The sequence below is a fragment of the Embleya sp. NPDC005575 genome (assembly GCF_040605455.1).
Lineage (GTDB): Bacteria > Actinomycetota > Actinomycetes > Streptomycetales > Streptomycetaceae > Embleya.
This window is the reverse complement of the sequence record NZ_JBEXCV010000035.1, coordinates 25,650-51,132: the sequence shown is the minus strand read 5'-3', so window position 1 is coordinate 51,132 and position 25,483 is coordinate 25,650. Positions and strand designations below refer to the sequence as shown.

The 25,483-nt window shown below is 70.2% G+C and carries 17 protein-coding genes and 2 pseudogenes; 10 read left to right on the top strand and 9 right to left on the bottom strand.

Annotated elements, in window-relative coordinates; all coding sequences use genetic code 11:
* Positions 1–22 precede the first annotated feature (22 nt).
* Positions 23–3,391 carry a CHAT domain-containing protein gene (locus ABZS54_RS14935; protein WP_355534850.1) on the bottom strand — a complete coding sequence of 1,123 codons (3,369 nt, stop codon included), beginning with the start codon at positions 3,389–3,391 and terminating at the stop codon, positions 23–25.
* Positions 3,392–3,562: 171 nt separating this feature from the next.
* Between ABZS54_RS14935 and ABZS54_RS14930 the strand changes: the two genes are divergently transcribed.
* From ABZS54_RS14930 to ABZS54_RS14915, 4 genes are all read left to right on the top strand, one after another.
* Positions 3,563–3,970 (top strand): hypothetical protein, encoded by a 408-nt coding sequence (locus tag ABZS54_RS14930; protein WP_355534849.1) that lies wholly within the window; start codon positions 3,563–3,565, stop codon positions 3,968–3,970.
* The gene (locus tag ABZS54_RS14925) at positions 3,967–4,875 is read left to right on the top strand and encodes a hypothetical protein (protein WP_355534847.1); all 909 of its coding nucleotides are present in this window, start codon (positions 3,967–3,969) and stop codon (positions 4,873–4,875) included. The genes ABZS54_RS14930 and ABZS54_RS14925 overlap by 4 nt, the downstream gene beginning before the upstream one ends.
* Positions 4,876–5,515: 640 nt before the next feature.
* A complete protein-coding gene (locus ABZS54_RS14920; protein WP_355534845.1) occupies positions 5,516–5,815 on the top strand; it encodes a hypothetical protein in 300 nt (99 codons plus the stop codon).
* A gap of 11 nt (positions 5,816–5,826) precedes the next feature.
* The gene (locus ABZS54_RS14915; protein WP_355534843.1) at positions 5,827–6,168 is read left to right on the top strand and encodes a hypothetical protein; all 342 of its coding nucleotides are present in this window, start codon (positions 5,827–5,829) and stop codon (positions 6,166–6,168) included.
* Between the two features lie 496 nt (positions 6,169–6,664).
* Here the strand turns inward: ABZS54_RS14915 and ABZS54_RS14910 are convergent, their stop codons facing one another.
* Complete coding sequence (locus tag ABZS54_RS14910) at positions 6,665–7,483, bottom strand: polysaccharide deacetylase family protein (protein ID WP_355534841.1); 819 nt, start codon at positions 7,481–7,483, stop codon at positions 6,665–6,667.
* A 335-nt stretch (positions 7,484–7,818) separates the two neighbouring features.
* Here ABZS54_RS14910 and ABZS54_RS14905 point away from each other — a divergent pair.
* Together ABZS54_RS14905 and ABZS54_RS14900 are read left to right on the top strand one after the other, a co-directional pair.
* Positions 7,819–8,525 (top strand): annotated as a pseudogene (locus ABZS54_RS14905) (response regulator transcription factor).
* A gap of 53 nt (positions 8,526–8,578) precedes the next feature.
* A complete protein-coding gene (locus ABZS54_RS14900; RefSeq protein WP_355534839.1) occupies positions 8,579–10,816 on the top strand; it encodes a HAMP domain-containing sensor histidine kinase in 2,238 nt (745 codons plus the stop codon).
* Positions 10,817–10,889: 73 nt separating this feature from the next.
* On the opposite strand, the gene thpR is transcribed toward ABZS54_RS14900, so the two are convergent.
* The 3 genes from thpR to ABZS54_RS14885 all read right to left on the bottom strand — a co-directional run bounded on the left by thpR (position 10,890) and on the right by ABZS54_RS14885 (position 12,186).
* Positions 10,890–11,537: an RNA 2',3'-cyclic phosphodiesterase gene (thpR, locus tag ABZS54_RS14895; RefSeq protein ID WP_355534837.1), complete on the bottom strand. Its 648-nt coding sequence runs from the start codon at positions 11,535–11,537 to the stop codon at positions 10,890–10,892.
* A 68-nt stretch (positions 11,538–11,605) separates the two neighbouring features.
* The gene (locus tag ABZS54_RS14890) at positions 11,606–11,731 is read right to left on the bottom strand and encodes a hypothetical protein (RefSeq protein WP_355534835.1); all 126 of its coding nucleotides are present in this window, start codon (positions 11,729–11,731) and stop codon (positions 11,606–11,608) included.
* 164 nt (positions 11,732–11,895) lie between these two features.
* Positions 11,896–12,186: a hypothetical protein gene (locus tag ABZS54_RS14885; RefSeq protein ID WP_355534833.1), complete on the bottom strand. Its 291-nt coding sequence runs from the start codon at positions 12,184–12,186 to the stop codon at positions 11,896–11,898.
* A 1,026-nt stretch (positions 12,187–13,212) separates the two neighbouring features.
* Between ABZS54_RS14885 and ABZS54_RS14880 the strand changes: the two genes are divergently transcribed.
* From ABZS54_RS14880 to ABZS54_RS14870, 3 genes are all read left to right on the top strand, one after another.
* A complete protein-coding gene (locus tag ABZS54_RS14880; protein WP_355534831.1) occupies positions 13,213–13,698 on the top strand; it encodes an SHOCT domain-containing protein in 486 nt (161 codons plus the stop codon).
* 578 nt (positions 13,699–14,276) lie between these two features.
* On the top strand, positions 14,277–16,211 hold the full coding sequence (locus tag ABZS54_RS14875) for a serine/threonine-protein kinase (RefSeq protein ID WP_355534829.1): 1,935 nt from the start codon (positions 14,277–14,279) through the stop codon (positions 16,209–16,211).
* Positions 16,212–16,251: 40 nt separating this feature from the next.
* Positions 16,252–17,130: a hypothetical protein gene (locus ABZS54_RS14870; protein ID WP_355534827.1), complete on the top strand. Its 879-nt coding sequence runs from the start codon at positions 16,252–16,254 to the stop codon at positions 17,128–17,130.
* Here the strand turns inward: ABZS54_RS14870 and ABZS54_RS14865 are convergent.
* On the bottom strand, positions 17,111–20,521 hold the full coding sequence (locus ABZS54_RS14865) for a BTAD domain-containing putative transcriptional regulator (RefSeq protein WP_355534825.1): 3,411 nt from the start codon (positions 20,519–20,521) through the stop codon (positions 17,111–17,113). The genes ABZS54_RS14870 and ABZS54_RS14865 overlap by 20 nt on opposite strands.
* 456 nt (positions 20,522–20,977) lie before the next feature.
* A complete protein-coding gene (locus ABZS54_RS14860; RefSeq protein ID WP_355534823.1) occupies positions 20,978–21,703 on the bottom strand; it encodes a calcium-binding protein in 726 nt (241 codons plus the stop codon).
* A gap of 1,416 nt (positions 21,704–23,119) precedes the next feature.
* Here ABZS54_RS14860 and ABZS54_RS14855 point away from each other — a divergent pair.
* Positions 23,120–23,491 (top strand): hypothetical protein, encoded by a 372-nt coding sequence (locus ABZS54_RS14855; RefSeq protein WP_355534822.1) that lies wholly within the window; start codon positions 23,120–23,122, stop codon positions 23,489–23,491.
* A gap of 566 nt (positions 23,492–24,057) precedes the next feature.
* Here the strand turns inward: ABZS54_RS14855 and ABZS54_RS14850 are convergent.
* Both ABZS54_RS14850 and ABZS54_RS14845 read right to left on the bottom strand, forming a co-directional pair.
* Positions 24,058–24,240, bottom strand: a pseudogene (locus ABZS54_RS14850) (sigma-70 family RNA polymerase sigma factor); the annotation flags it as partial.
* Positions 24,241–24,528: 288 nt separating this feature from the next.
* Positions 24,529–25,347: a N,N-dimethylformamidase beta subunit family domain-containing protein gene (locus ABZS54_RS14845; RefSeq protein ID WP_355534870.1), complete on the bottom strand. Its 819-nt coding sequence runs from the start codon at positions 25,345–25,347 to the stop codon at positions 24,529–24,531.
* Positions 25,348–25,483: the final 136 nt, after the last annotated feature.

Below are 25,483 nucleotides of genomic sequence, written 5' to 3'. Positions count from 1 at the left end.
TCGGTTCCTTCCCGTAGCCTCGTCAGGCTCCCGAATGCACGTGCGCGGTCCACAGACTGGGGCTGCCCCGGAAATCGGTCCGGCACTGTCGGACCGCCCGGTGCAGCGCGAGGGCCGCTTGGTCGGCGTCGAGCCCCCGGGACCCGGCGGTTCTGTCACCGCGCAGGTGGCGGTAGAGGCTCCTGGCCACCCCTCCCGCCACCACGTCGTGCACCGGCCACAGGGTGCCGATCACGTGCGGGTAGCCGGCGATCTGGAAGGCCGAGGTGATGTGGATGGACTCGTCCGCGAGACGCTCGGAGCCCCGCGCCGTCTCGCAGGCGGACAGCACGGCGAGCCGGGCGTCCGGCAGTTCCAGACGGGAGATGTGCTGGACCGTCAGGGGATGTTCCTGGTGGTCGTGCACCAGGAGACGAGCGTGGGAGGGGTCGTCCGGGTCGCTCACCCCGTGGCAGGCGAAATGCACGTACGGATGCGCGGGCAGCGCGCGCAGCACGTTGGCGAACGTCGCCCGCGGGCCGGATATGACTTCGGTGGGCAGCAGCGCGCTCAGGTCCCTCGCCTCCCGGCGGACGCCGCCGAGTGCCCGCGTTCCGGGGGCATCGGATACAGCCACGGCGAGCAGAGCGCCGTCGGGCCGACGGTCCGACGCGCGCTGTCGCGCGTAGGCCAGTGCGCGGAGGGTCGGCGTGTACGAGGAGACCACCAGATCGAGGACTGTCCGGGGCCGGGGACCCGGTGACTCACCGTGGTGCCCAGCCGCGTGCAGCGGCAGCGCAGCCAGCGCACCGACCGGTGACCACCAAATTCGGGGCCAGTCGCCGTCGGCCGGCGCGTCGAGCAGCGCGAGCCGGCCGAGGACCGGTTCGGCGACGCGGTCCCAGATCCAAGCGAGCACCTCCTCGATGGCCTTCTGGGCGCTTCGCTCCCCGGTCGGCGAGGTCGCGGCGGTGAGCGCCTCGTCGAGCCGCGCCACCTTTTCCGCCACCGCCTCGGGGCTCACCCGTGGCAGCGGCACCAATTGCACATCTTCGGGCCGCAGGACCAGTGCGTCGCTGCGGTAGACACTGGAGTACGCCAAGACCACGGGACCGCGCTCGGCGCACGCCAGGACCTCGTCGTACGTCGGGGCGCCGAGGAACCCCTCGAAACCCGGCAGCGCTCGGATCTCGCCGACCAACCGCTCCCACCGGGCCGCGAGGGTGTGCCGCACATCGGAGTCGTGACCGGCACCCTCCCGCTCGGGAATCGCCGATTCCAACGCATCGATCGCATCGATACGGTCGCGCACCTGGACGAAGTGCTCGGCGGCTTTCGGGTGCGCGACGCGCAACCGATCCAGTTCGGTACGCGCGGCGATCGTCTGGCCGAGCAGGACACCGCGTCCCTGCTCCAGAAGCTGCACTGCGTGGTCCAGGCGCCCGAGTTGGACGGCGCACGCTGCGGCGTCGGCGGCCAGCCCCTGAACACCGGTGAGCCGGTACTCCTTGTCGTCGCGCCGCAGACGCCTGGTGATGCTGAACGGCAGCAGCGTAAGGGCCAGTTCGAACCCGGCGAGAGCCTCCTCCCAACGGCCCGCGTCACCGGCGGCGGCGCCCCAGTCGCAGGCGGCGCGGATGCGGGCCGCCGCCGGAAGGGCCTCGATCACAGCGACCTGCCGGTACGCGTCCTCGGCCACGCGGAGGACAGCAGGGTCTCCGTTCGCCTCGTGCAGCGTGCGGAGCGCGCAGGCGTACGACTGGAGGTAGCCGGCGGTGTGGGCGGTGCCGGTGGGCGATGCGTACACCGCACGGCCGAGCGTGGTCACCGCGCGGTTCAGCATTGCCTCGTCCTCGGTTGCCTTCGCCCGGGTGAGCTGCGAGAGCCCCAGGTTGTGCAGGTAACTTGCGTGCTCCGGTTCGCCGTAGGCCGTCTCCGCCACGGCGCGGGTGAGGACGGCGATGGACTCGTCCAGGTGGGCCGGGCCGCCCTCGGCCCGGTAGCGCTCGTGCAGTGCGTTGCCGAGGTGGTTGAGCCGCATGGCGAGGTCGGCGCTGTCCTGAGGGGTCCGGTTGAGGACCTGCCGGGCCGCTTCCACGGCCTCGGAAGCGGCGGCGGCGTCCCCCGTCCGGTCGTACCAGGTCTGGAGGATGATGCCGAGGTTGGCAAGCTTGGTATCGGAGTCCAAGGGCGACCGGGGGAAGCGCACAGCCGGCCGGGCCAGTTCGGCGGCCTCGCGCAGGGAGGTGAGATCGCCGGTCTGGTGGTAGCGCTCGCGAAGGGCGAGGGCCAGGTTCGCGACGCGGCCGAAGTGGTCCGGCTCGTCGGGAGACGGCTCCGTGACGGCTTCGCGCAGGTGGCGCACGGCCTCGTCCAGCAGCGTCGCGTCGCCGGTACGCTCGCCGAGTCGGTGCAGGGCGTTGCCGAGGCTGTTCAACCGGGGCAGGCGTGACCGATCGGCCCGGCTCGTGGTCCGCACGCACTCGCGCAGCAGCTCGACCGACTCGTGCAGCAGGCCGGTCCCTTCGGTGCCCTCGGCTGCCAGCCGCAGTGCGACTCCCAGCACGGCCAGGCCACGCGCGTGCTCGGGATGCCCTGCCGGTGCCGCGGCGTGGGCTACCCGGGCCGCGGCGACCATCGCCTCGATGTCGGCCGCCGCCGAGGTCAGCTCGGCCTTCCTACGCAGCGCCTCGGCGAGATTCAGCAGTGCCGGTGCCCGCCGGGGCGAGCTGGGAGGCGTCGCCGCCAGGACCGCACGCAGGAGCTCGACGGCTTCGTACGGGGCGGACGTTGTTCCGAGGATCTCGAAGGCACGGCCGAGGGCCGCCGCCAGATTGTTCCGGACGGCGGCGATGTCCGCCGCGTTGTGCGGTTCCTCATCGAGCAGCAGGCTCAGGCCGTGGCGCAGCAACCGCACCGCCTCCGCCATTTCGGCCGCGCTGCCCGTCTCCTCGGCGCGCTCCGACAGCAACATGCCGAGCCTGTCGACGATCAGAGGCTGTTGCTCCGTACCGTCCGGAGGCATCTCGAACGCCTGCCGCAGTGCCGCGATCGCCGTGTCCCTGTCCGCGCGGTTCCGGTCGAGGTCGAAGCGGTCCGCGAACATACATCCCAGGAGACGAAGGTCCTGATCGCAAGGAGCCCTCCCGGCCGCCGGCAGATGCCACAGGCCGATCGACTCGTCCAGGTCGGGCCGTTGCCGGAAAGACAACCAGCGCATTACGAGGGTGGTGCGCAACGCCCTCAGCCACCAGGTCCGTACGTTCTCGGCGGCGGGCACCCCGCCCAGCGCCGCCCGGCACATCTCGACGGCGGCGTCCAGCGGAGCGCGCTCGCCGGTGCGGTCGAACCGCCCGATCAGCGCGGCCACCCGCTCGATGGACTCTTCGGCCCTTTTGTGCCTGTCCGACATCATCGTTCCCCGTGTCCCTGTGGGCTCTCGACCGTGGTCAGCGGCGGGAACTCGAAATTCGATTTTACCCAAGTAGCCCACCCTGCACGCTCGTTATGCTGAGAGCGCGGACGGCTGATCCATGGAGGTGCGGCGGTGAGCGGACTCGGTGACGGGGGAGGCGGAGTCGACATGGCAACCGGCGGGTCGGGTCACGAACGCCTGGCGGCGCTCTGCCTCCGGCTCACGTCCTCACCGGGTATGCCGGACCTTGGCGCAGAGGGGGATCGCCTGGTCGAGCGCCTCATCTCCCAGCTGCGCAACGGTCGTTCCCCCGAGGTCCTCGAGGACGCTTTCAACGAACTGGAGTCCCGTCTCCTCGCCGCCGGTTACAGCGCGGGCCTCGGCTCCTACCGTACGGAAACCCCGCCCGTCTACCAGAGCTTCCCCGGCTCCGGATCCGGCCATCCCTGGCTCTACGTCCTCGCCTGCCCTCGCCGCCACTGCGCCCGCGTCGAGGCACCGGCGTCCGAGGGCGGCGAAGCGCCGGCCTGCCGCATCTTCGGCGGACCGCTGCGCGAGGTCGGGCTGCGCCCGTGAGTGCGTTCCTCGACGCGCTCAGCGGAAAACTCGCCGAACGCTGGGTGGCGCTCCTGGCGATTCCCGGCCTGGTGTACCTCGTGTCTTTGGCCACGGCGGTCATCCTGGGCCAGAGCCACTGGCACGACTTCGGGCGGCTGCGGACGCGGCTGGACTCCCTGGCGGACGCCCCCGGCGCCCACAGCGCGGGCGCCCTCGCGGTGGCTGCGGTCGCCGTGCTGGCCGGGGCCGCGATGACCGGTACCGTCACGCAGGCCGTCGGAGTCCTGATCGAGAAGGTCTGGCTCATGGACGCGCGCGGACCGCTGACCCGCCGCCTGACCGAGCGCCGAATGCGGCGTTGGCGGGCAGCTGACGCCGGGTACCGCGCGACGCTGGTCGCCGCGGGCCGCGCCCGAATCGGCGGCACGGCCGATGTCGCGGCCCTCACGGAACAGGCGGAACAGCGCTACGCCCTCCGCAACCGGATCTCTCTGGTCCCACCCCGGCACCCGTTCTGGACCGGTGACAGGATCACCAGCCCGGACCGCCGCGTCTGGCGCGCCTATCGCCTTGACCTGACCCTCTCCTGGCCTCACATGTGGCTCCTCGCGCCCGACGCCACCCGAGCCGAGTTGACCACCGCCCGCACGGCCTTGAGCGCGGCGGCCCGCCTCACGGCGTGGGGCCTGGCGTACCTTCTGCTGTCCGTGTGGTGGTGGCCGACGGCACTGGTCGGCGCGGCCGTGGTGGCGACAGGCGTGACACGCGGTCGCACGGCGGCTTCCTCGTTCGCGGAGCTGGCCGAGGCACTGGCAGACCTACACGGCAGGGACCTGGCGGTAGCGGTGGGAGTGGAGTGCGAGGGGCGCCTCACCCCGACAGTGGGGGAAAGGGTGACGCGGCTGCTGAGCAAGCCGGACTGACGGAGTGCCCACCGTCGAGACCGGTCACACATTCATCCGCCGTCACGGACCCGTCTACTGACGTGGGCGCCCAGCAGCGTCACCCCCAAGTACTGGGCAGGTATGGCTCTTTGACGCCTGGTCCAGTCTCTCCGGGAGAGGATCACCGGATGCTTGACGATTGTCCTCACGGCTCAACGCGTGGGGGCAGGCCGCCTGCTTCTTCGAGCCGAAGGACGGTGCGCGGATAGCCGCGCACGTCGCGAAGACGTGATGTGTGCCGGTCGAGGGTGAAGACGCGGGATGAAGCGCCTCGTGGATTCCGGCCACAAGAGAGGCGGCTACCGCGACGCCGGATTCCGGACCCGGGCACCCCTTCGGGATCTACGGCTCGGACACGACGTCGTCATCGCGACCCCACCATCGCCCACCCAACACATACACACACGTGATCCCCGCAACCCAGAACCCCGCAGCCGCCACGATCAGCAATGCGATCGGCGCCTCGCCCCGCAGGCGCCCGGCGACCACGCCGTTCGCCTGGGTCTGTGCGCGCACGATCCGGGTGCGGGCTCGTGGTGGATGACTGTTCCTCTCCCAGCGTGTGATGAAACGATGACAACCCCTTTGAGTAGGGATTTCAGAGGCTCTACTGGACGACATGAACAGCGAGACCAACCCTTCCACCCGCCGTCGGCGCACGGTCCGGCTCACCGTGGGAATCGCCCTCGTCACTGCGGCGGGGGCCTTCGGGCTCACCGCCTGCGACGACTCGGACAAGAAGAGCGAGGCCACCGACGGCCGGTCCGCTTCGGCCCCCTCGGCCACCGCTCCCTCCGCCACAGCCCGCGGCGGCCAGGAACCGTCCGGCGCCGGGAACAAGAACGTAAGGCTCGCCAAGCTGCTGTGGATGGGTGACTCCATCGGCGAAGTCGAGGCTCCCGCGCTCGGGCGGCAATGAAGGCCAACGGCATGGAGTTCGAGTCGATGGCGGCCGCCGGTGGCGGCGGTGTCATCGGCGAGGTGGCCGAACCCACCTGGGAACAGCTGCCGAAGGAACTCGGCTCCTTCAAGCCGAACGTCGTCGTTTACCAGATCACGACCTACGACTGGGGCAAGGCAGAGGAACAACACGCCAGTTACGAACGGCTGGTCAAGATGGTGACCGACGCGGGCGCCGAACTCGTCATCGTGTCAGCGCCGCCGTTCAAGATCGACGACTTCTACAAGCCGCACGAGGCCGAGATCAAGTCCGCTCCGAAGTCGGCCAGGGACGTGGCGGACAAGCATCCGGACAAGGTGCGCTTCCCTTGACGCCGCGGCCCTGTGGGGCACCGACGGCGCCGCTGCCAAGGCGCAGCGGAGCAACGACGGCATCCACTCCTGCCAGCAGGCTTCGGCCGCGTTCGCTCACTGGTTGGGCAAGGAACTCGGCAAGCAGTACTCCTTCACACCGGCGGCAGTGGACCGCTGGGCCACCGGGTCGTGGACCGGCGACAAGGTGTACGCACGACTCGGCTGCAAGTAGTCGACCCCGGGCGATGCGCTCGCCTCGCCGGGCACAGTGATCGAGGGGCGGAACGGGCCCGGGCTCGTTCCGCCCCGCGTCTTTCGGAGACATACCCCATGCCTGCGCAGACTTTCCCTCGGCGTGCCCATCGGCGGGTTCCCACGCCGGCACAGCGGGGCGGCCTCTGTGGACATCACCCAACTCACCGTCGGTGACTGAATGTTGCGTGCCGAGCCGACGGACGGGCCGGCCGGCCGGCCGGCCCGTCCGTCGGCCTGTCCGTCGGTCGGCGAAGCAGGTTCACGATTGCGGGAAGCCGTAGTGGTAACCCTGTTCGTCGAAACACGTCAGGAGCTTTTCGAGAGCCTGGAAGGATTGTTCGCGATTGCCGCCCCCGTCGTGCATCAAAATGGTGGGGCCCTTGCTCAGTTGTTGTTGGATGCGGGTGACGATGGAGTCGACTCCGGGGCGCTGGTAGTCGCTCGGGTCGACGTTCCAACCGAGGGGGCGCATGCCGTGATCGGCGGCGACCTGGCGGCTTTCCGGGGTGAACGCGCCGCCGGGTGCGCGGTAGTACCAGATCCGTCGGCCTCCCGACGCCTGGTCGATCATGTTCTTGGCGTCGAGGATCTCCTGCGTCTGGTAGTCGACGGGCTTCTTGTCCATGGCGGTGTCGTGATGCACCGAGTGGTTGCACAGACGGTGGCCGGCGTCGACGATCCTGCCCAGCAGTTCGGGGTTGGCCTTGGCGGCGGGCCCCAGGACGCAGAACACGGCCTTGGCCTTGTGCTTCTCGAGCAGCTCCAGGAAGCGGGGCGTCCACACGGCGTCCGGGCCGTCGTCGAGGGTGAGGTTGACCGTCCTGCCGCCGTCCTCCGAGTGCCGCGATATCGAGGGATCGACCGTGCCGCCCTCTTTCGGGCGCGGGGCGGTCGAGGGTTTGGCACCGGCGGCGCCCGGCAGCGGGCGAGCCGCCTTGTAGGTGCCGGCGACAGGTCGGTTCGCCGATGTGTCGGATGCTCCACCGCAACCCGTGAGGGTCGCTGCGGTCAGGACGAGGGCCATTGCCGTGCCCGCACCCCTCGCCACGCCGCCGCGACGTATTCCACCAATCGTCATGGGTATTCCTGTCTCGATATCCCGGGTCTTGGTTCGACTGCTCGTCGAGCCAAACACGTTCGGGTATCGAAACCGGAGGCTGTCATCGTCTCGTCACATATCGCGCACAGACCCGTCATCACGGGACCATACGATGGCCAACGAGGCTCTGAGCTGTGCGAACAGGCGTCAACACACCCGCCGACCGGTACGGGACGGGATCGGTGCCGCGAAATCCGTCGTAAGTCGAAGAGCACCACAGGCTGCCGTTCCTGCCTCACCACAACGTCTTCGAACGGCCCGGACACAGTCCCCTATAATCCGTCGTGACGACTCAGCAGGGAATTTTCACCACCATGCCACGCGTATTGCTTATCGAAGACGATCCCGCGGTCCGAAGAGGCGTCGGTATCGCACTGCGACGGCGCGGCCACGAGGTCGCCGTCGCAGCCACCGGGGAGGCCGGGCTCGCCACCCTGGAGGACTTCCGCCCCGATCTCGTCCTGCTGGATCTGATGTTGCCGGGCATCAACGGCCGGGAGGTGTGCCGCCGGATCCGGGAGCGGCACCAACTCCCGATCATCATCCTGACCGCTCGCGGCACGACATCGACGTCGTGGGCGGCCTGGAGGCCGGCGCGGACGACTACGTCGTCAAGCCGGCCGGCGGCGAGGTCTTGGGCGCCCGGATCAAGGCCGCCCTGCGCCGCGCCGTTCCCGCCGACACCGAAGACGGCACCGCCGAGAATCCGATGGCGCCCCGGGTCGACCGGTACGGCGATCTGACGATCGACCGGGCCGCGCTCATCGTGTCCAAAAACGGAACCGACCTCACGCTCGCGCCCTCCGAACTCAAGCTGCTGTTGTACCTGTCCGCCTCCTCCGGGCGCGTGTACAGCCGCGACATCCTCCTCGAACGCGTCTGGGAGCACAGCTTCGCCGGGGACGCCCGGCTGGTCGACGCGTGCGTGCTGCGCCTGCGCGGGAAGGTCGAGGACGACCCGCGCCGCCCCCGCTACGTGCAGACGGTCCGCGGATTCGGTTACCGCTTCGGTCCGCTGTGACCGCGTCCGCCGCGCGGCCCGCGCCCGGATCAGCGCGAGCTGTCGGACGCCGGTTGTCGCTGCGGGGTCTTCGCCCCCGGCTGGTCGTCGCCTTTCTCCTGGTCGCCGCGTTCAGCGCGCTGATCACCTCCGCACTGACGTTCGACAAAGCCCGCGACGCGATCCTCGACCGCACCGAGAACGCCGCGACCGACGAACTGCGCGCCCAACTCGACTCGCGCGCACCCGATCTGGCGTATCCGCCCAGCACCGAGGACCTGCGGCAGCTGACCGCCCTGCTCGACCGCGCGGGCACCCCCCGCGACTGGCGCACCCACGTCTCGTACCAGGACGGCCCACTCGTCCCCGCCGAGGCGCCCGGTGATCCCGGCGCAATCACCGCGGCCCTGCGATCAGCGGTGTTGCGGGAGAACGGCGCGGTAACCCAGCGCGTCGCACGGCCCGACGGCCCGTGGCTGGTCGTCGGGATGCCGATCCTGCACGCGGGGCACGACGACATCCCCACCCGGATCGTGGTGTACGCCGAAATGTCCCTGCGCGGCGAGCAGGCCGACATCCACGCGCTGGTCACCGCGGCCCGCTACGGCGCGATCCCCGCCGTCGGGCTCGCCCTCGTCCCGGCACTCGTCGCCGCCGCGCACGTGCTTCGCCCGGTACGGCGGCTGCGCGCGGGAGCCCACCGCATCGCCGAGGGCGAACTCGACACCCGCATCCGCGTCCGCGGCACCGGCGAACTCGCGGACCTGACCGCGACGTTCAACACCATGGCCGACACCATCGAACGCGACGCCGCCGAACGGCGCCGCCTGGAAGCCGGCGCCCGGCGGTTCGCGGCCGACGTCTCCCACGAACTGCGCACCCCCCTCGCGGCGATGGTCGCCGTCACCGAGGTCCTCGACGAGGACACCACCCATCTGGACCCCGACACCTCCGAGGCACTCCGACTGGTGGCCGAGGAGACCCGCAAACTCGCCCGCATGGTCGACGACCTCATGGAGATCTCCCGCTTCGACGCAGGCGCCGCAGTCCTGCACACCGACGAGGTCGACGTCTCCACCGCGGTACGCCGAACCCTACGGGCCCGGGGCTGGACCGACCGGGTCGAGACCGAACTCCCCGACGGGATCCGCGTCGTCCTCGACCCTCGACGCTTCGACGTCGCCCTCGCCAACCTGATCGGCAACGCACTGCGGCACGGTGGCAGCCCCGTCCGGGTCGTACTGCGCCGCGCCGACGACCGGGTCGCGCTCGACGTCGTCGACCATGGCCCCGGCATCGATCCGGCCGTGCTCGCGCACATCTTCGACCGCTTCTACAAAGCCGACTCGGCCCGGACCCGATCCGACGGCAGCGGCCTGGGACTCGCCATCGCCAGCGAGAACATCCGCCTGCACGGCGGCACCCTACGAGCGGCCACCACCGCGAACGAGGGCACCGTGTTCACCATCGAACTCCCCCTCGTGCCGCCGGCCGCCGTGCCGGACCCCGGGCACCTGGGCGACATCGGTGCACCCGGAACCGATCACGACGGCGAGCCCGCGTCGTCGGGCGAGGTCGGACACCAACGTCCGGAGGATCACCACCGTGGTCGCCGCCGTCATGGCCGCCGTCGTGGCCGTCCTCGTCGCCGAATGCGGCATCTCCGCCACGAAGCCACACGGAGTCGGTCCCCCGGCCAGGGGTGTTCCCCAGGTCGGCACCGTCCCCGACCGGGCTCGCCTGTTCTTCGTGTCTTTGGACGGTGTCCAAGCGGTCTCCCGACCCGCCGACGCCTCCCTCGACCCCGGCCAAGCGGTCGCACTGCTGCTGAAGGGACCGACCCAGGCCGAACAGCGGCGGGGACTCTCGACCGCCCTGGCGGATGTGGCGGGCCGGGTCGGCGTCGACACCGGAGACGGGAGCGTCACGCTCACGCTGCCCCTCGACGCCGGCCGAGTCCCGGTGGACGCCATCCACCAACTCACCTGCACTGCGGCCAACGCCCGCGTCCCGGGCGGCCGATCCGTCACCGACGTCGACATCAACTTCCGCGAGCTCGGCAATCCGGGCCTGTGGGGCCCCTTGCACTGCCAGCGTCTTCCGCACCATCGGTCCGCGCCGCAAGCACACTCGGGCGACAACGCAACGCGCGACGCTGGTGGCGTGTCCGGTGGGTCCGGCGAGTTGTCCCATGGCCACGATCGGGCGTCTTTGGTCCACGGCGCGGTGCGAACTGCCCGGGATTCGGGTCGGCGGGCCACGAGTTGCACGACTGTGACCAGGAGAGCCGGGGTTCACCTGGTACGCAATGACGGCGACTCCCGCGACTGGGTGATGCGGTGGTCCCTGCTGTTGCCTCTGGGGTTCGGCCGGCTCAGGCGGCGCTCACTTCGAACTGGACTCCTCGGCACCATCCCGGGTTCGCGCGCGGACGTGCGATGAGGGCCTGCCCACCAACGGCCACGTCGCCACGTCGTGGTACTGGGCCGGGCCGTTGCCGATGACGCTCCGCACCAGGTGCAGCCGAGCCGCGGTCCATTCCACCCCGTCGAATCCGGCGAGATCGGCCGCCGGGGCGGTGAGCGCACCGCCTCGGGGGCGCCGCCCGCCCGCCCCGCGTGGTTGGGCGACGCGGGCCAGAGTCACGTGACCGTGCCACGGCCGGTCCTCGATCGGGATATGGCATTTGTCGGCCGCGCGCCGTACGGCCACGGCCAGGGCAGCCATCGCCCGCCGATCGCCCCGGATCCCGATCCACAGGGTGCGATCGCCGAAACGGCCGCTGCCGGTGAGCGCAAGGTTCCGCGGCGGATGGCGCGCGGCGACGCGGGCGAGCCGGGTCTCCAAGTCGATCCGGGTCTTCGGCTCCACCGCGCCGAGAAAGGCGAGAGTGAGGTGCCAACCTCGGGGCCCGGTCCAGCGCAGCCCGTCGTACCGGGAGCGGATCGGGTCGACGGCACGGCGCAGTTCCGCCACCGCTTCGGGGGGCGGCACGAGCGCCACGAACAAGCGCATGGAGCCGTTTTCGCTCACCCATCCATCAGAACACGGCTGCGGCACGACCGCGAACAACCCCATCCCGCCCGGTACACCTGTCCTTGTCAGTGGCGGAAGAGCACGACCGTGCGGCCGTTGGGGGATTCGGTGTCGGTGTCGTCGAGGATGTTCGTGATTCCGGTCAGGGCGGGGCTGTCGGCGCTGGTGACGCCCAGGATCAGGACAGTCAAGGGGCATGCCGCCGTCGAACCGGAAGCCCAGCGCATGCGTGAGGCCTAACGCCGACGGGGCGCGGGCCCGCGCCGGCCGGCCGGCAGCACTTCGCCCCGCCGGGTGACACCCGGCGGGGCGAAGCAAGGAACCAGCGTTCGTGGTGCGTTCGCCGTGCAGTTCCCTACACGAAGTACGGGTCCGGCGGCACGGCGTATGTCGGCGGATTGTGCATCGCCGAGCCGGTCGACACGACATACGGATCCGGCGGCACGGCGTACGTCGGCGGATTGTGCATCGCCGAGCCGGTCGACACGACATACGGATCCGGCGGCACGGCGTACGTCGGCGGATTGTGCATCGCCGAGCCGGCCGTGGTGTTGTCGTCGCTTCCGGCCGCGTGTGCTGCCGGGGCTCCGAGCACGGCGAGGGCCAGGACGCCCGACAGGGCGGCGGTGATCGTGCGTATTCGCATGACTCTCCCAGAGGTACAAGGTCCGCGAGCGTCCAGGCGTGCCTGGTCGCTCGAGGTGCGGTTGCGTAAGGGGCGGGCGAAATGCTCTCCGGTGCCGGTGCACCACGGTCCCTCGCCGCTCGTCACCAAGGGTCCGGCACACGCCTTGCATCGTTCTTGCGTGGCCGTGCGTCGCGTGCTCCCGCCCCGCGCAGCCTCGGGCGGACACGGCGGCGCGAAGGTGGTTGCGGATTCCGCCGGTATCCCGTTCGTCGGCGACAGCTGACGTCCGGGCCGGCGGGAGGTTCCTGGCCTCCGGCGGGCCCGCCGAGGTGCTAGTCAGTCGCAAGTCCACCGCAAGGGGGCGCAGGAGAGTTGGCTCGACCGGGGGTTCGTGCACCGGTACGGGGCCCGCACGCCGAAGCCCGGAACGACGCAGGCGACGTCCGCATCTTCCGTTTTTCGCGCTTCCACCGGCCTGAACTCATCAGCGCCGAAGGGACTGTTCGTGACACTACGGTTGGGGCTCGCGGTCGTCGTCGGCGGCAGCATCGACGGCCTGGTCGGCAAGGCCGAATCGATCACCGCAGCCCTCAGGATGCGCCTGCCCGCCGGCGTGAGCCGCCGGTACGAGCGCCTCACCGGGCTGCCGGAGGGCTTCCTCGCCTTCGCCGACGCCATCTGCAGCTTCACTCCCAAGGACGGACACGGCATGACCGTCGCGGCCACCGAGGCCGTCTTACTGCGGGAATGCCTCGCGGAAGGACGACAGCGTCCGCCGCAGCGCGGTCGGCGGACCTGCGCTACGCCGAGGTGGAGGGGCCGCGCAGCGCGAAGGTCGTCTCGTGAACGACTACGTGGCCAGGGTCCATCAGGCCGCGGAGAAGCATGCGTACGCGTTCCCCGGTGTCGCCACTTCAATGGCGCCGTCTTGATGACGCCGTCGACGAAGCTCTTCTCTCCCGGTCTCGTCTCCCGTGTCCTGTGGACGGGATTTCGGCGTCCTTCGCCGGCCCGCAAACTACGCTGTTCAGGGGGTCCGGAATCATGAAATCCTATCTGCGCGCCGGTATCGGTGGCCTTTTGCTCCTCACGTCGCTGGCAGTCGCCGCGTACAGTTTCTATCAAGTGATACGCACCGGTAATTGTTCGTCGGGTGGGGTCTACGTGTCGAAGCGTGAATGCCCTGCGGGAACCACTCAATGGGAAGTCGCGCTGCCGATAGCTGCGACCACGGGAGGCCTGAGCTTCTTTCTGCTCGGGGCAGGCATCCGGGGTGGCGCCCACGAGCCGTTCGCGCCCGACGACGAGATCGCCGAACCTCGCCCCGCCCGCCCGTACACCGTGCCGGCCCGGAAGGCCGCGGGCATGTTCCGCCTCCTGTCGCTCCACCGGGCCTCCGCGGGCGAGTCTCCGGCACCGGCCGGCGATCCACTCGTGCGGCTCGAACGGCTGCGGGCGCTGCTGGCCTCGGGTGCCCTGACGCCTGCGGAATTCGAGCACGCCAAAGCGAGGATCCTGGGCGAGCTCTGACGGGCTCCCCCTGCCGCGGCCGGACCGTGGTGCCATCACCGACTATCGGCGGTTCGGCCCTCCCACCGCACCCGGAAAGACGGACGTCGCAATGTTGACTGCACCCGGAACATGCCCCCTACGCGATTATTTCCGAATCGCGACCGGAACGCAGCAATAAGGGCCGATACAAGAATGCAACAATAAGCGCCGATCAGGGCAGGCCCCGGACCCGGACCGACGGGCGCCTTCGGAGATGAAGACATTTCTGCGTACCAACGAGGTGGACGTACCCGAGTGCCCCGCGGGCGCCTCGGCATGGAGTGGATCATGCAGGGCGCGGTTTTCACCGGCGCCCGCGCCCTGTGGTGTTCCGGAGCGGATGCAAGTGAGCCGCAAGACCGAGAGCGAACCATGCGCACGGAGGGCGACTCACGCACATCCGACAGAACAAGGACGGAAGAAATGCTGAATCCGACGGTCGTCGGTGCCCACCGTGGCGGCGTGCCCCAAGGGGCGCCTGTTCACGACCCGCACGCGTGGGGCTCCCAGGTGCCCGAGGGGCTCCTTGCCGGCCTCGCCGCGGACAGACGTGTCGCATGAGCGGGCCGCAGGTCTTCCCCGCGACCGACGGATCCGGTGCGGGCCCGTGGATGATTCCCGGATACACGCCGTCGAGGGAGCTGGGTTCGGGCGCGAGTGGCCGGGTGATGCTCGCTCGGCATGACGGGACCGGGTCGCCGGTGGCGATCAAGTTCCTCTCGGAACGGCTGCGTGGCGACAGCACGTTCCTCGCCGGGTTCCGTGCCGAGGCCAAGCTGCTGGGCGCCCTTCGGTCCCCCCATGTGGTCGAGTTCTACGAGTACGTGGAGACGTCCTTCGGAGCGGCGATCGTCATGGAGCTGGTGGACGGTATTCCGCTCCGCGCACTGCTCAGGCAGGAGGGCGCCACCGAGCCCGAGGCGGCACTCGCCGTGCTCAAGGGATCGCTGCTCGGCCTTGCCGCCGCCCATGCGGCGGGGGTGGTGCACCGGGACTACAAGCCCGACAACGTCCTGATCGCTGCTGACGGGACGTCCAAGCTGGTTGACTTCGGCATCGCGGTGCCCAGTGGGGAAGCCGGGGAATCGGCCGGTACCCCCATGTACATGGCGCCCGAGCAGTGGACCGGCCGGCCGGCAAGTCCCGCGACGGATGTCTACGCGGCGACCGCCACGTTCTTCGAGTGCCTCACCGGCGCCAAGCCGTACGCCGGCGAGACGGTCAAGGAACTGGCGATCCAGCACATGGGGGCGCCCGTCCCGGACGCACTCGCCCCCGAGCGGGTGCGCCCGTTGATCCGCCGCGGTCTCGCCAAGACGCCCGGGCAACGTCCGGCAAACGCTGCGGACTTCGTAGCCGAACTCGAAGCCGTGGCGATAGCCGCTTACGGCGAGGACTGGGAGGAACGGGGGCAGCGCAAACTCGCCGCACTGGCGGCCCTGCTGCCCCTGCTGTTCCCCTGGGCGAACCCCGGCGGCGCCTCGGGCACCACGACGCTGGCCACCACCGACCTCGGCCCCGGCCCCGGCCCCGATCCCGGCCTCAGCTCAAGTGCCACCTCCAGCCCCGGATCCGGCCCCGAACGGGGCAAACGCAGTCGGCCGCCGCTGAACCGCAAGGGAAAGGCCCTGGTCGGGGTGGCTGCCGGCGCGCTGCTGCTCGGTGGGATCACGGTGACCGCGGTGGCCGTGAGCAGCGGCCACCCGGCCAACGAACCGGTGGCGATGTCCGGCCCTTCGACGCCCGGTTCCCCGTCCGGCAGTGCTTCCGCGAGCACGGCCGCGAGCGACGAGCCGTCGACGACCGGAGCGCCCAGTGTGTCCGCTTCGGCACCAAAGGCGACTGACGAGCCGTCAGCCGGGGGCGAGGCGCCGCCGGGCACGGCCGGCCCCGCGGGCCAGAACGACCTCCCCGGTGGTTCGTCGAGTGGCGGGGGAGGCGGCGACTCATCCGGTTCCGGCTCCACCGGGGGTGGCACCTCGGGCGGGTCGTCGGGCGGGTCGGGCGGATCGTCGGGCGGGTCGGGCGGATCGTCGGGCGGGTCGGGCGGGTCGTCCAGCGGGGGCACCAGCACCTCGGGGGGAACGGGCAGCGGCAGTACCTCTGGCGGGGGCACCACCGTGCCGCCCGCCACCCCGGCGCCGGAACTCCATGTCGTCTCCGTGAAGATCGACGCGAGCGGTCCGCTGGGCTCCCGGTGCGCCCTGGTGGCTTCCGTGACCGTACTGACCGACGGGGCCGCCGACGGAACGCTCAACCTGACCTGGTTCACCGGTTCCTCCGCCAGGGCGGTCGGGACGGTGGTCGCCACCGACGCGGTCGCCCTTCCCGAGGGGCGGACACAGGTCTCCGGCAGGTACACCCACACGTTCATCACCCCGGAACGCTCGCCCTACCTCGGAGTCAAGGTCTCGACCAGACCGGCCGCCGGTTCCGGCAACGGTGCCTTCGTGACCGTCTCAGCGCCCTCCGGCTGCAACCCGCCCCGCTGAGAGTTCGGGGATCCACGCCGTACGAAGGAGAGGATGCCGGATGACAACACCTCAGGAAACACCTCAGGACAGCCCCGAGGAGAGCACCGTGCGCCTTCCCCACGCGGACGAGGTCGGCACCGTACGACTGACGCCCGCTGCCCTCGCCGCCACACTCCACGCCCCGGAACCCGTCGCACCGGGGGCAACCGTGCGTCGTCCGCACGCGGACGAAATCGGCACCGTACGACTGACGCCCGCTGCCCTCGCCGCTACACTCCACGCCCCGGAACCCGTCGCACCGGGGGCAACCGTGCGCCTTCCCCACGCGGACGAAATCGGCACCGTACGACTGACGCCCGCTGCCCTCGCCGCCACACTCCACGCCCCGGAACCCGTCGCACCGGGGTCGGCGGAGGCGCCCCGCTTCGGCCCCGGAGTGCCCACCCTGACGGACACCACCGACAGCCGGGTGGCGAGCGTCTGGCACGGCACCGTATCCCCAGGCCCGAGGCCGCAGGATGTCCCACGCCGACGTAGACCGCGCAGGGGCGTCCTCGGCGGCTGGCTGTTGCCGGCGGTCGTGCTGATCGCGGTGCTGGCCTACCTCGCCTGGCAGCGGTACGCACCCGCGCTCGCCGTGACCGGAGCCACCGTCCACACCGATGCCGCGGGTCCCGCCTGCAACGGCACCGCCACGGTCATCGGCACCCTGCACACCAATGGCCGTGAAGGCACGGTGAACTACCGCTGGAAGCGCAGCGACGGCACGGTTTCCGGCATTCTCCGGCAGCAGGTCGCCCAGGATGTGCACCGGACGGACGTCGTCCTGCACTGGACCTTCGACGGCCACGGGACCGTGCGGGCAACCGCCACCCTGGAGATCCTGTCGCCCGACCCGGCAGACGCGTCGGCCACCTTCACCTACGCCTGCCCATGAGGTCGCCGATCGACCGGAGGAGACCGGCGGCCCCGCAGCGCTCAGCGATGGGGTACGCCTGGCGCAAGGCGGACTCGGCCTCCTGGGAGGGGCCGTGGACCGCCAGGGAGTACAGGGCGCGGGCATGTTCAAGACGGGCGAGGCCGGGCGCGAGCAGCGTCACCGCCTCCCGGAGTTCGGGCACCCCCTGGGCGCCGCGCAGCTCGCCCAGCATCCGCAAGGACCGACCCACCATGCTCGGCGCGCCCCATCGGCGGGCCAGCGCGAGTTGCTCCCTGGCGAGGGTCTCCGCCTCGGCCCGTTCGCCGACACCCGCCAGCGCCTGGACGCGCAGCGGCGCCCACGGCCGCCAGGCGTGGTTGACCACGGACGGCCGCAGCTGCCGGGCGGCGTCCAAGCTGGTGAGCGCCTCGTCATGACGCCCTTCCGCGATGAGCACCCTGGCCTGCGTCTCCCTGGTGAGGAGGGCGCCCTCGGTATTCCTGGCCAAGGCGCGCATCCGATCCAGGCACGCGCGGGCACCGTCGGTATCGCCCAGATCCAGCAGAACTCCCGTCAAGAAGTCCCAGCCTCGTGAGGCACCGGGTGCGAGGCCCCAGGCCTGGTGCTGCTCCACGGAGATCGTGAGGGACTTCAGCGCCCCTCGGAGATCTCCCTGGTCCCACTGTGTGAAACCCCGCCACATGTGGGTCGAGAGGACGGAGAACAGCGAGCCGCGCTCGTCGGCGCGGGCCAGTGCCGCGCCCCACAGCGCTCCGACCTCCTCGTCCGCCAGGTGCAGGACGATGACGGCGGCGTACCAGAGCAGCTCTTCCCCGGCGTCCAGCAGGACACGGTCGGCGACGGCGAAGCGGGCGAGCGCGACGGCCCCGCTGCGTTCACTCCCGTCCTGGGCGGCTTCCCAGGACAGGTAGGCGGCGAGCATCCGGGCGCCGGACCCGTCGCCGTCGATGACGGGGTCCTGCGGACTGCGCCACGGCTGCCGGTCCAGGCCGTGCATGTAGGCGCTCATCCGCTCCAGCGCCAGCAGGCCCTGCCGTTCGTCCTTCAGTTCGGGGGGCAGCCGGGCCGCAGCACGCTGGGCGAACTCGGTCGCCTGACCCTGCCTGCCGGCGAAGACCAGGATCCGGGAGAGGAGAAGCGCCGCGGCGGCCCGGCGCGGCGGGTCGGTCAGCGTCTCGTAGGCCTGACGCAGGTGTTCCACCGCGGCGGGACCGTTGCCGAGGGTCTCGGCGCGGCCGAGTTCGAGGAGCACCTCGGGCTGCCGGGTGGGGCCGGGCGGCTCCCGCAGAGCGCGGGTGAGGTAGGTGGCGGCGGCGTCGGCGGCACCGCGGCCCGCGGCTTCCCGGGCGGCCGCGCACAGCATGTCGACGACCCAGGGGTCGCCGCGGTGTGGGGTGAGCAGCAGGTGGGCCGCCGTCTGCTCGGGGGGTGAGGCCGCAGCGTGCAGGATGCGGGCGGCCCGCTCGTGACGCAATTGTCTTTCGCCGGGCGGCAGGTCCCGGTAGACGGCGTCTCCCACGAGGGGGTGAACGAAGCCGAACGGGTAGTGGTCGCGGATGATTTCGGCGCGGACCAGGGGCGCGATGGCGTCCGCTGCCTCGTTCTCGGACACTTCCATGACGGCGGCGACGTCGGGCAGTGTCGCGCCGTCGCCGAGGACGGCGACCGTCTGGGCCGCGGCTGTCGCGTCGGCGGGTAGCCGGGCGAGGCGGCTGAGGACCAGCTGGGAGACGGCCCTGGATCCCACGGAGGTGACGGTTCCGGCCTGGGCGGCCTCGGGCCGGATGCCGCGTGACTGGAGCGCCCGCACCAACTGGCGCAGGAGCAGGGGGTTGCCGGATGTGGCCCGGTGGCAGGCGTCGGCGAACGTCGCGTCAGGAGGCTCGCCCAGCGCGTCGCGAACCACATCGGCGACGCCCGCCGGCGTGAGCGGAGTGGGATGGATCCGCAGAGCGGCGGCGTTGTCGGCGAGTTCGGCCAGCAGCTCCCCGTCATGGTGCGGTTCGCCTGTACGCAGGGTGACGGCGATGAGGATGGGGAGTCCTTCGAGGCGGCCCGCGAGATGGGCCAGAAAGCGGAGCGAGCCGGTGTCGCACCACTGCAGGTCGTCGATGGCCAGGAGGAGGGGGCGTTCGGCGGCGAGCCTGAGGGTCAGCTGGTGGAGGCCGTTCAGGACCGCGTAGCTGTCGGGCTGGTGGCCGTGGTCGGCTGCGTCGGGGTCGAAGACCGCGGTGGACGCGGCGGCGGCTCCGGTCATCAGTTCGCCGCCGCGCCTGACGACCAGGCGTTCGAGGAGTTGGCGCACGGCGCCGTATCCGTAGTCCTTCTCACGCTGGCTGCCGCGTGCGGTCAGCGTCAGCACCTCATGTTCGGCGGCCAGCCGGCGAACCTCGGCGAGCAGGCGGCTCTTGCCGATACCGGCGGGGCCCTCCACGAGGACTATGCCGGCCCTGCCCTTCAGCGCACCGGCCAGACAGTCGCCCAGTTCGATCAGCTGCCGGTCCCGGTCCACCAGGACGTCCGCGCCCTGGGAAGCCGGTCGGGCTGCACCGGCCGGCCGTATTCGCGTCCCCTCCGGGGCCGCAGCCGGTGCCTCTTGGTGCGCGAATCCGGCAGGTGCAGGCCGGTCGAGCGCGGGTGACTGTGCGAGAACGTCCGCTTCGAGGGTGCGCAGAGCGAAGCCGGGATCGGTCCCGAGTTCCTCGGCAAGGACCTGTCTGGCGCGCCGCAACGCGCTCAGCGCGTCGCCCTGCCGGTGCGAACGATAGAGGGCGAGGGCGAGCAGACGCCAGCGTCCCTCGCGCAGGGGGTCCTGTCCGATCAGTGCCTCGATCTCCGGCACGAGGACCGCGTCCTCACCACGCTCAAGACGTGCGGCGAGCAGCCGCTCACGAGCCACCTCACGCAACTCCGCCAGCCGTGCGATCTCCCCCCGGGCCCACAGCTCTGCCGAGTACTCGGCGAACGCCGGTCCTCGCCACAGCGCCAGTCCGCCCTCGAGAACCGGCACCACCTCGGCCGGGTCGGTGATCGTGGCGGCATGCCCCAGTGACTGTTCGAAGCGCCACGCGTCGACTGCTTCGTCCGGTATCCGCAAGACGTAGCCGGAGCCCTCACTGACGATGAAGCCGCTGCGGGACCTGGCCTCCCGTCCGGGTTCGAGCCGGCGTCGCAGATGCGAGACGTACGCGTGCAGTGCGCCTTGCGCCCTTGGCGGCGGCGACCCGCCCCACACCCCGTCGACCAGCCGGTCACTGGTGATGATCCCGCCCCGTGCCACCAGCAAGAGGGCCAGCACAGCGCGCTGTCGAAGCCCTCCCAGGTCCACGACCTGGTCCTGGAACGTGGCTCTCACCTCGCCCAACACGCTGATATGCAGCCCGCTCATCATCGCCCCCTGTCGTGATCCACACATAGTGACACGCCACAGGAGCCAACGGCTGCGCTCGCTTCAAGCACGGGGCAGCGAGCTGCCAGAGGTCGTTCTCTCCCAGTGTCCGCTGTCAAAACGCGCTGTTCGGCATGAGGTGTCGGATCGCGCCGGGATGCGGTGTTCTCGCTGGTGAGGCGGCGGACGGTGCGGCCGGGGATCAGGGCGATACGGATGACGGCTTCGGAGCGGCCGGGCAGACCCTCGTCGTCACGGGAGGAGACATCGGTGGAGGATGTGCGCGGCCGGCGAACCGGCCGGCCGTAGACCCGCTCGACCGCCCGCCACTTCGGGCTCGGCATGGATCCCCGGGTCCCGCGGTCACCCACGGCGATCTCCCTGCGGCATCAGCGCCGACCAGTGCGCCGAACGCACAGCGCCCTACGCCGGTGGACGGCAAGACGGCCTCTGCGGCTAATCGAGGTTGACGACGTCTTCGACCGACTGGACCGCCGAGGTGGTGGCGTCGCCGGCGAACGCGAACCGGTAGGAGCCGTTGGCGGACACCTTGACCGTGGTGTTGAGGACGCCCCCTGAACCGGTCATCACCGTCTTGAGAGTGACGAATCCGGTGCTCCCCGTCTTGTGGAACTGGAGCTTCACGGGCTGGTTTGCATAGCCTGCGTCCGCGCCGGTCTCCCAGTCCGCGCGGACGAGCTTGCCGGAGACGTTGATCGTCTGGCCCACGTGCGCCGGCTCGGGAGCGGCGTCGGCCGAGAGCTTCGCCTGCCTCAGCACCTGGACGGTGGAGTACTGGTACGAGTAGCCCAACTGATGGTTGTTGCCCCACACGAAGGTCGCGACCTTCCACGTTCCGGCGAGGGAGTTGCTGTACAGAGCCTTGTCGGTGTCCCGGGCCGGGGTGATGCCGATCGTCGATGTGCAGTGCCCCAAGGCGCCGGGGGAGAAGCACACGCCCGGGTTCGAATCCGAGAGTGTGGCGTCCCGGTGCGCGTAGTCGGTGGCGCCATGCCAGAGGAAGACGATCCCGGCGCCGATCCCGGAGTCGTTGGTGCCGAGCACGGCGGCGCTGATGGTCTTCGTGGCGGTGCCGACCGCGATGGGCTGACCACCGTTGACCGTGACGGCCATGATCGTCGTGGGGCTGACGGGACTGGCCTGCGCCGGTGCGGCACCCAAGGCGCAAAAGGTCAGAATTCCCGACAAAGCAGCGGTGAAAGCGCGGACGCGCATGATTCTCCGTAAGTTGTTAGGCGGCCCGCTCCGAGTGCCGAGCAGGACCCAGTGGATCTGGGACGGATGCTGCCAAGGACGGACGCCGCGTATCCCACCCACCAGTGCGTTCGCAAACGGTGAACGCGGCCTTTGGCTCCCGCAACAACCATCCGCTGCCCGTCTTGCGGCTCGATTGCGCCGGCCCCGCATGCCGGCGGTCGTGGTCCGGGCGGGCGGCTACGAGTCGGACCGGAGGCCGGTCACCGGTCCGAAACGGTCGCCCTGCCGCGGTGAATCCGGAACGCACCGCGGTGCAACGGACGTTTCAAGCCGGCTCAAGCGGCCTACAAGTTGCCCGGCGCTGTCGGAGGACCAGAACACCGGCCCCTCGGCCCTGCGGCCGCACCAGGAGGGGGTGGGCTTCGGCCTGCGTCGCCGCAGGAGACACCTGCGGTCCCGGCGACGCGCCCCGGTCCGAGATGGGCCTCTGATCACCGCCGCACACACGACAAGGTGGCGGTACCTGGAGACAGGACTCTCCGACGGCGCGACCCTGGCCGTGGACGGCCGCGAGCCCCGTCACCGGAGCCGACGAGGGCCGGCTTCTGACTCGGCCCACCCTGTTGGACCACGTCCCGCCCGGGACGAGCGGCCCACCGAGGCCTCCTGCGTCCTGACTGGCGACACGCCCCAACCCCTGACCGCCCTCCTTAACCGGGAACACCCCGACGGCACCGAACTCACCCGCGCCACCCTGCTCCGCACCCGCATGACCCACCCAAGGGCCGCTGAGCACCGCACGAGCCACGAGTGCGTGATAGGCACACCCGGGACCCGTCCGGGTGAATTCGCCCGCCTCGACGCTTCCGACCGTGGGCGGGAGCTTGAGGGGCGTTGGTCAACCATTACCTCGGTCGCGTTCCACACCGGGTCGTCGTCCTCGTCGAACCCAGCGCGGGCCCGTGCTTCTCCGACGCCGGGAAGTCCTCCCGCCACAGGACCCGGCGCAGGCCGAAGGTGTTCACCCCCAGGGGTTCCCGGAGTTGGGCCTTGGCGAGATACGTGGTGCGACTCCCATAGCGGGTACCCCCTGTGTCCGCGCCGTCACGACCGGTCCACGCCAATCAACCACCCGAATGCCCCGGCCCGCCCGGGATTCGCGAAGCCGCGCGATCACGGCGCGGCGGAACGCGTCGTCCGAAGGAACGCTCCGGCTCCGGTCGCGTCGGTTCTTCCGTGAACCACCCCTACGCCGACGCCTGGTCAGCCAGGAACTCAGGCGACACAGCCGGACCGTCGCCCGGACACCAACAAGGAAAAGATTGGCTGACAATCCTGCTCATGCTGACGTAACGTCAAATCAGTTCCTAAGATGGTCACATGGCAGATCAAGATGACGATCATCCGAACGTTTACAACCAGGTCTCAGGAGGAAACTTCTACGGCCCAGTATCTCAGTTCCGGGACGTCAACGGGAACATGATATTCAACTGGGCCCAGGCACCCAGAAGCCCTGAAGAGATGGCCTTCCGCGAGCAGTACATGACAGAGATGCGAAGGCAATGGGCCGCTCAGAGAGCCCAGAGGGCCGGAGACAGGGCAGCAAAGGGGTGCGGATGCATCGGTCCTCTGGTCATCATTCTGGGGATCATCATATTTTACAAGACCTCACACGATGTGATTAGCACCATCTTCTTTTCGCTTCTGGCGATTCCCTGCATCACCGGTCTGCTCAAAGTGTTCAATAAGTAGCATCACTGCAACCGGTGGTTGACTGATGAGTTCGCGTAATCAACTGCCGCGAGTTCTCGGGTGTGACGGGCGTGTTGGTGGCTTTGAGTGATCGCCGGGGGATATCGACTCCAAGGGCCGAGAACGTCGGCGATGACGGGTGCGGGCGTCTCAAGGACGTGTTGGCGGATGGCGACGACCCAGCCGGTCAGCATGGGATACCGAGGGCGGTGACGAGTTCACCGAGTATGGCGGGGTGCATGGGTTGTCCGGCGCCGTTGGCCGGGGAATAGCCACAGGGACCCGGGCTCGTCGCGGTGTGCGTGTTGCTCCGTTCCGCGATGTGGTCGAGCAGCAGGTCGGCGACGGGTTGTGGGACCGGCAAGGGTGGATCTCCCAGGCGGAGGAAGTGGAACACGTCGTCGCCGTCGCGGATGACATCGTCGACGGTGAGTCGGGCAATGCAGCTGAGCGGTTGCGCGTAGAGCGACAGGACGAGTGCGACGATCCGGCTTCGCAGGGGCGCGTCCTGATCGGTGAGGAGCCAGCGGACCAGGTCCAGCCGCGAGCAGGCTCTGTATCAGTGCCAGACAGACGTTCGTCGCGATCCGGTAGAGCCAGGTACGCAGGGAACTGCGAGTCTCGTCGTACTGCTCCCACGCCCGCCACGCCCTCAGGTACGTGTCCTGGACCAAGTCCTCGGCGTCGTGAGCCGAACCCAACATCCGGTAGCAGTACGCCAACAACTCCGAACGGAACGGTTCGACCAGGCGATCGAAGCCTTCTGCCTAGGCTGTCACGCCCACACCCTCTCCGCTGCTGTCGAGAGCACGATACCCGCGGAACGATGACATGCTCATGCCGGCCGGCCACCGGATCGGACTCCCTTGCCCGGGTGTCACCCAAGAGCTCTTCTCTCATGCCCGTTGCGGCGCGGGGTGCTTCGGCTGCGAGCCGACGATCGGCACCTTGGACTTCGCAGGGATCAGGGCGGTTGGCCGCCGCGAGGGTGTCGGGGCGCAGGCAGAACTGCGCGACGTGCGCGAGTCGACTACGGGTCAGAGCCGAACACCAGTTCCCCTCCCGGCCGGGGTGCCGTCCGCTCCCGTCGCCGCGCACCTCCCGTCCGGATCCCGGCGCAGCGCGGCGCCGTCGCATTCGTAGCCCACCAGGGCGTGTTCGGCGCCGAGGAGGTCGCCGTCGTGCAGCCCGGTCCCCGCGAGGATCGGGTGATCGGCGTGTTGGACGGCGAAGCCCAGCGCGGCGCGGCGTCCGTTCCAGTGGCCGCCCGCGTTGCGGTAGCTGACTCCGGTGAGGTCGTTCTCGGGTGCGGTTTCCCACCAGTGGTCGGGGCCTCCCCGCAGCCCGTCGACGTCCGCGTCCACCGCAGCGCCGGGCGGGTACTTGGCGCAGCGCAGGGTCGTGCCGTCCGCGGTGACCGTGATCCGCCACCAGCAGGTGTTCGCGCCGAAGAAGGCGATGTTGCCGCCTCGGTCGCGGAAGGCGGTGACGTGTCGGCGGGTGGGCGCGCTCCAGTGTTCGTCGTGGCCGACGGACAGCAACAGGCGGTAGCCGTGCAGGGGTTGGTCCGAGTCGTGCAGGTCGAGGTCGGTGCAGTAGTCGACCTGGAAGCCGGCGCCTTCGAGCCAGGCGATGAAGGGTGCGTCCCTGTGCGCGAACGTCTGGCGTGGGGTTCGCGGATCGTGTGCGTCCGGGTGTCCCTTGACCGGGCCGCCGATGCCGCCGCCGGGTCGGCGCAGGGTGACGATCCTGGTGCCGGCGGGCGGTGTGACGCCGGCGTCGTAGCGCGAGCGGTACAGGCTGCCGCCGCCGCTCTCGTTGTAGGCGTGGTAGGTGAACAGCGGCACCTTGTACAGGATGCGGGCCCGGGAGGGCGTGCGGGGGTGACCACGAACAGGATGCGCGATTGTCGCGCGTCGGCCGTTTCGGCCCGGTCGGGTGCCGGGTGCGGCGGAGCGTCGGCGTCCGGGCGCAGCAGCGCCAGGTACACCC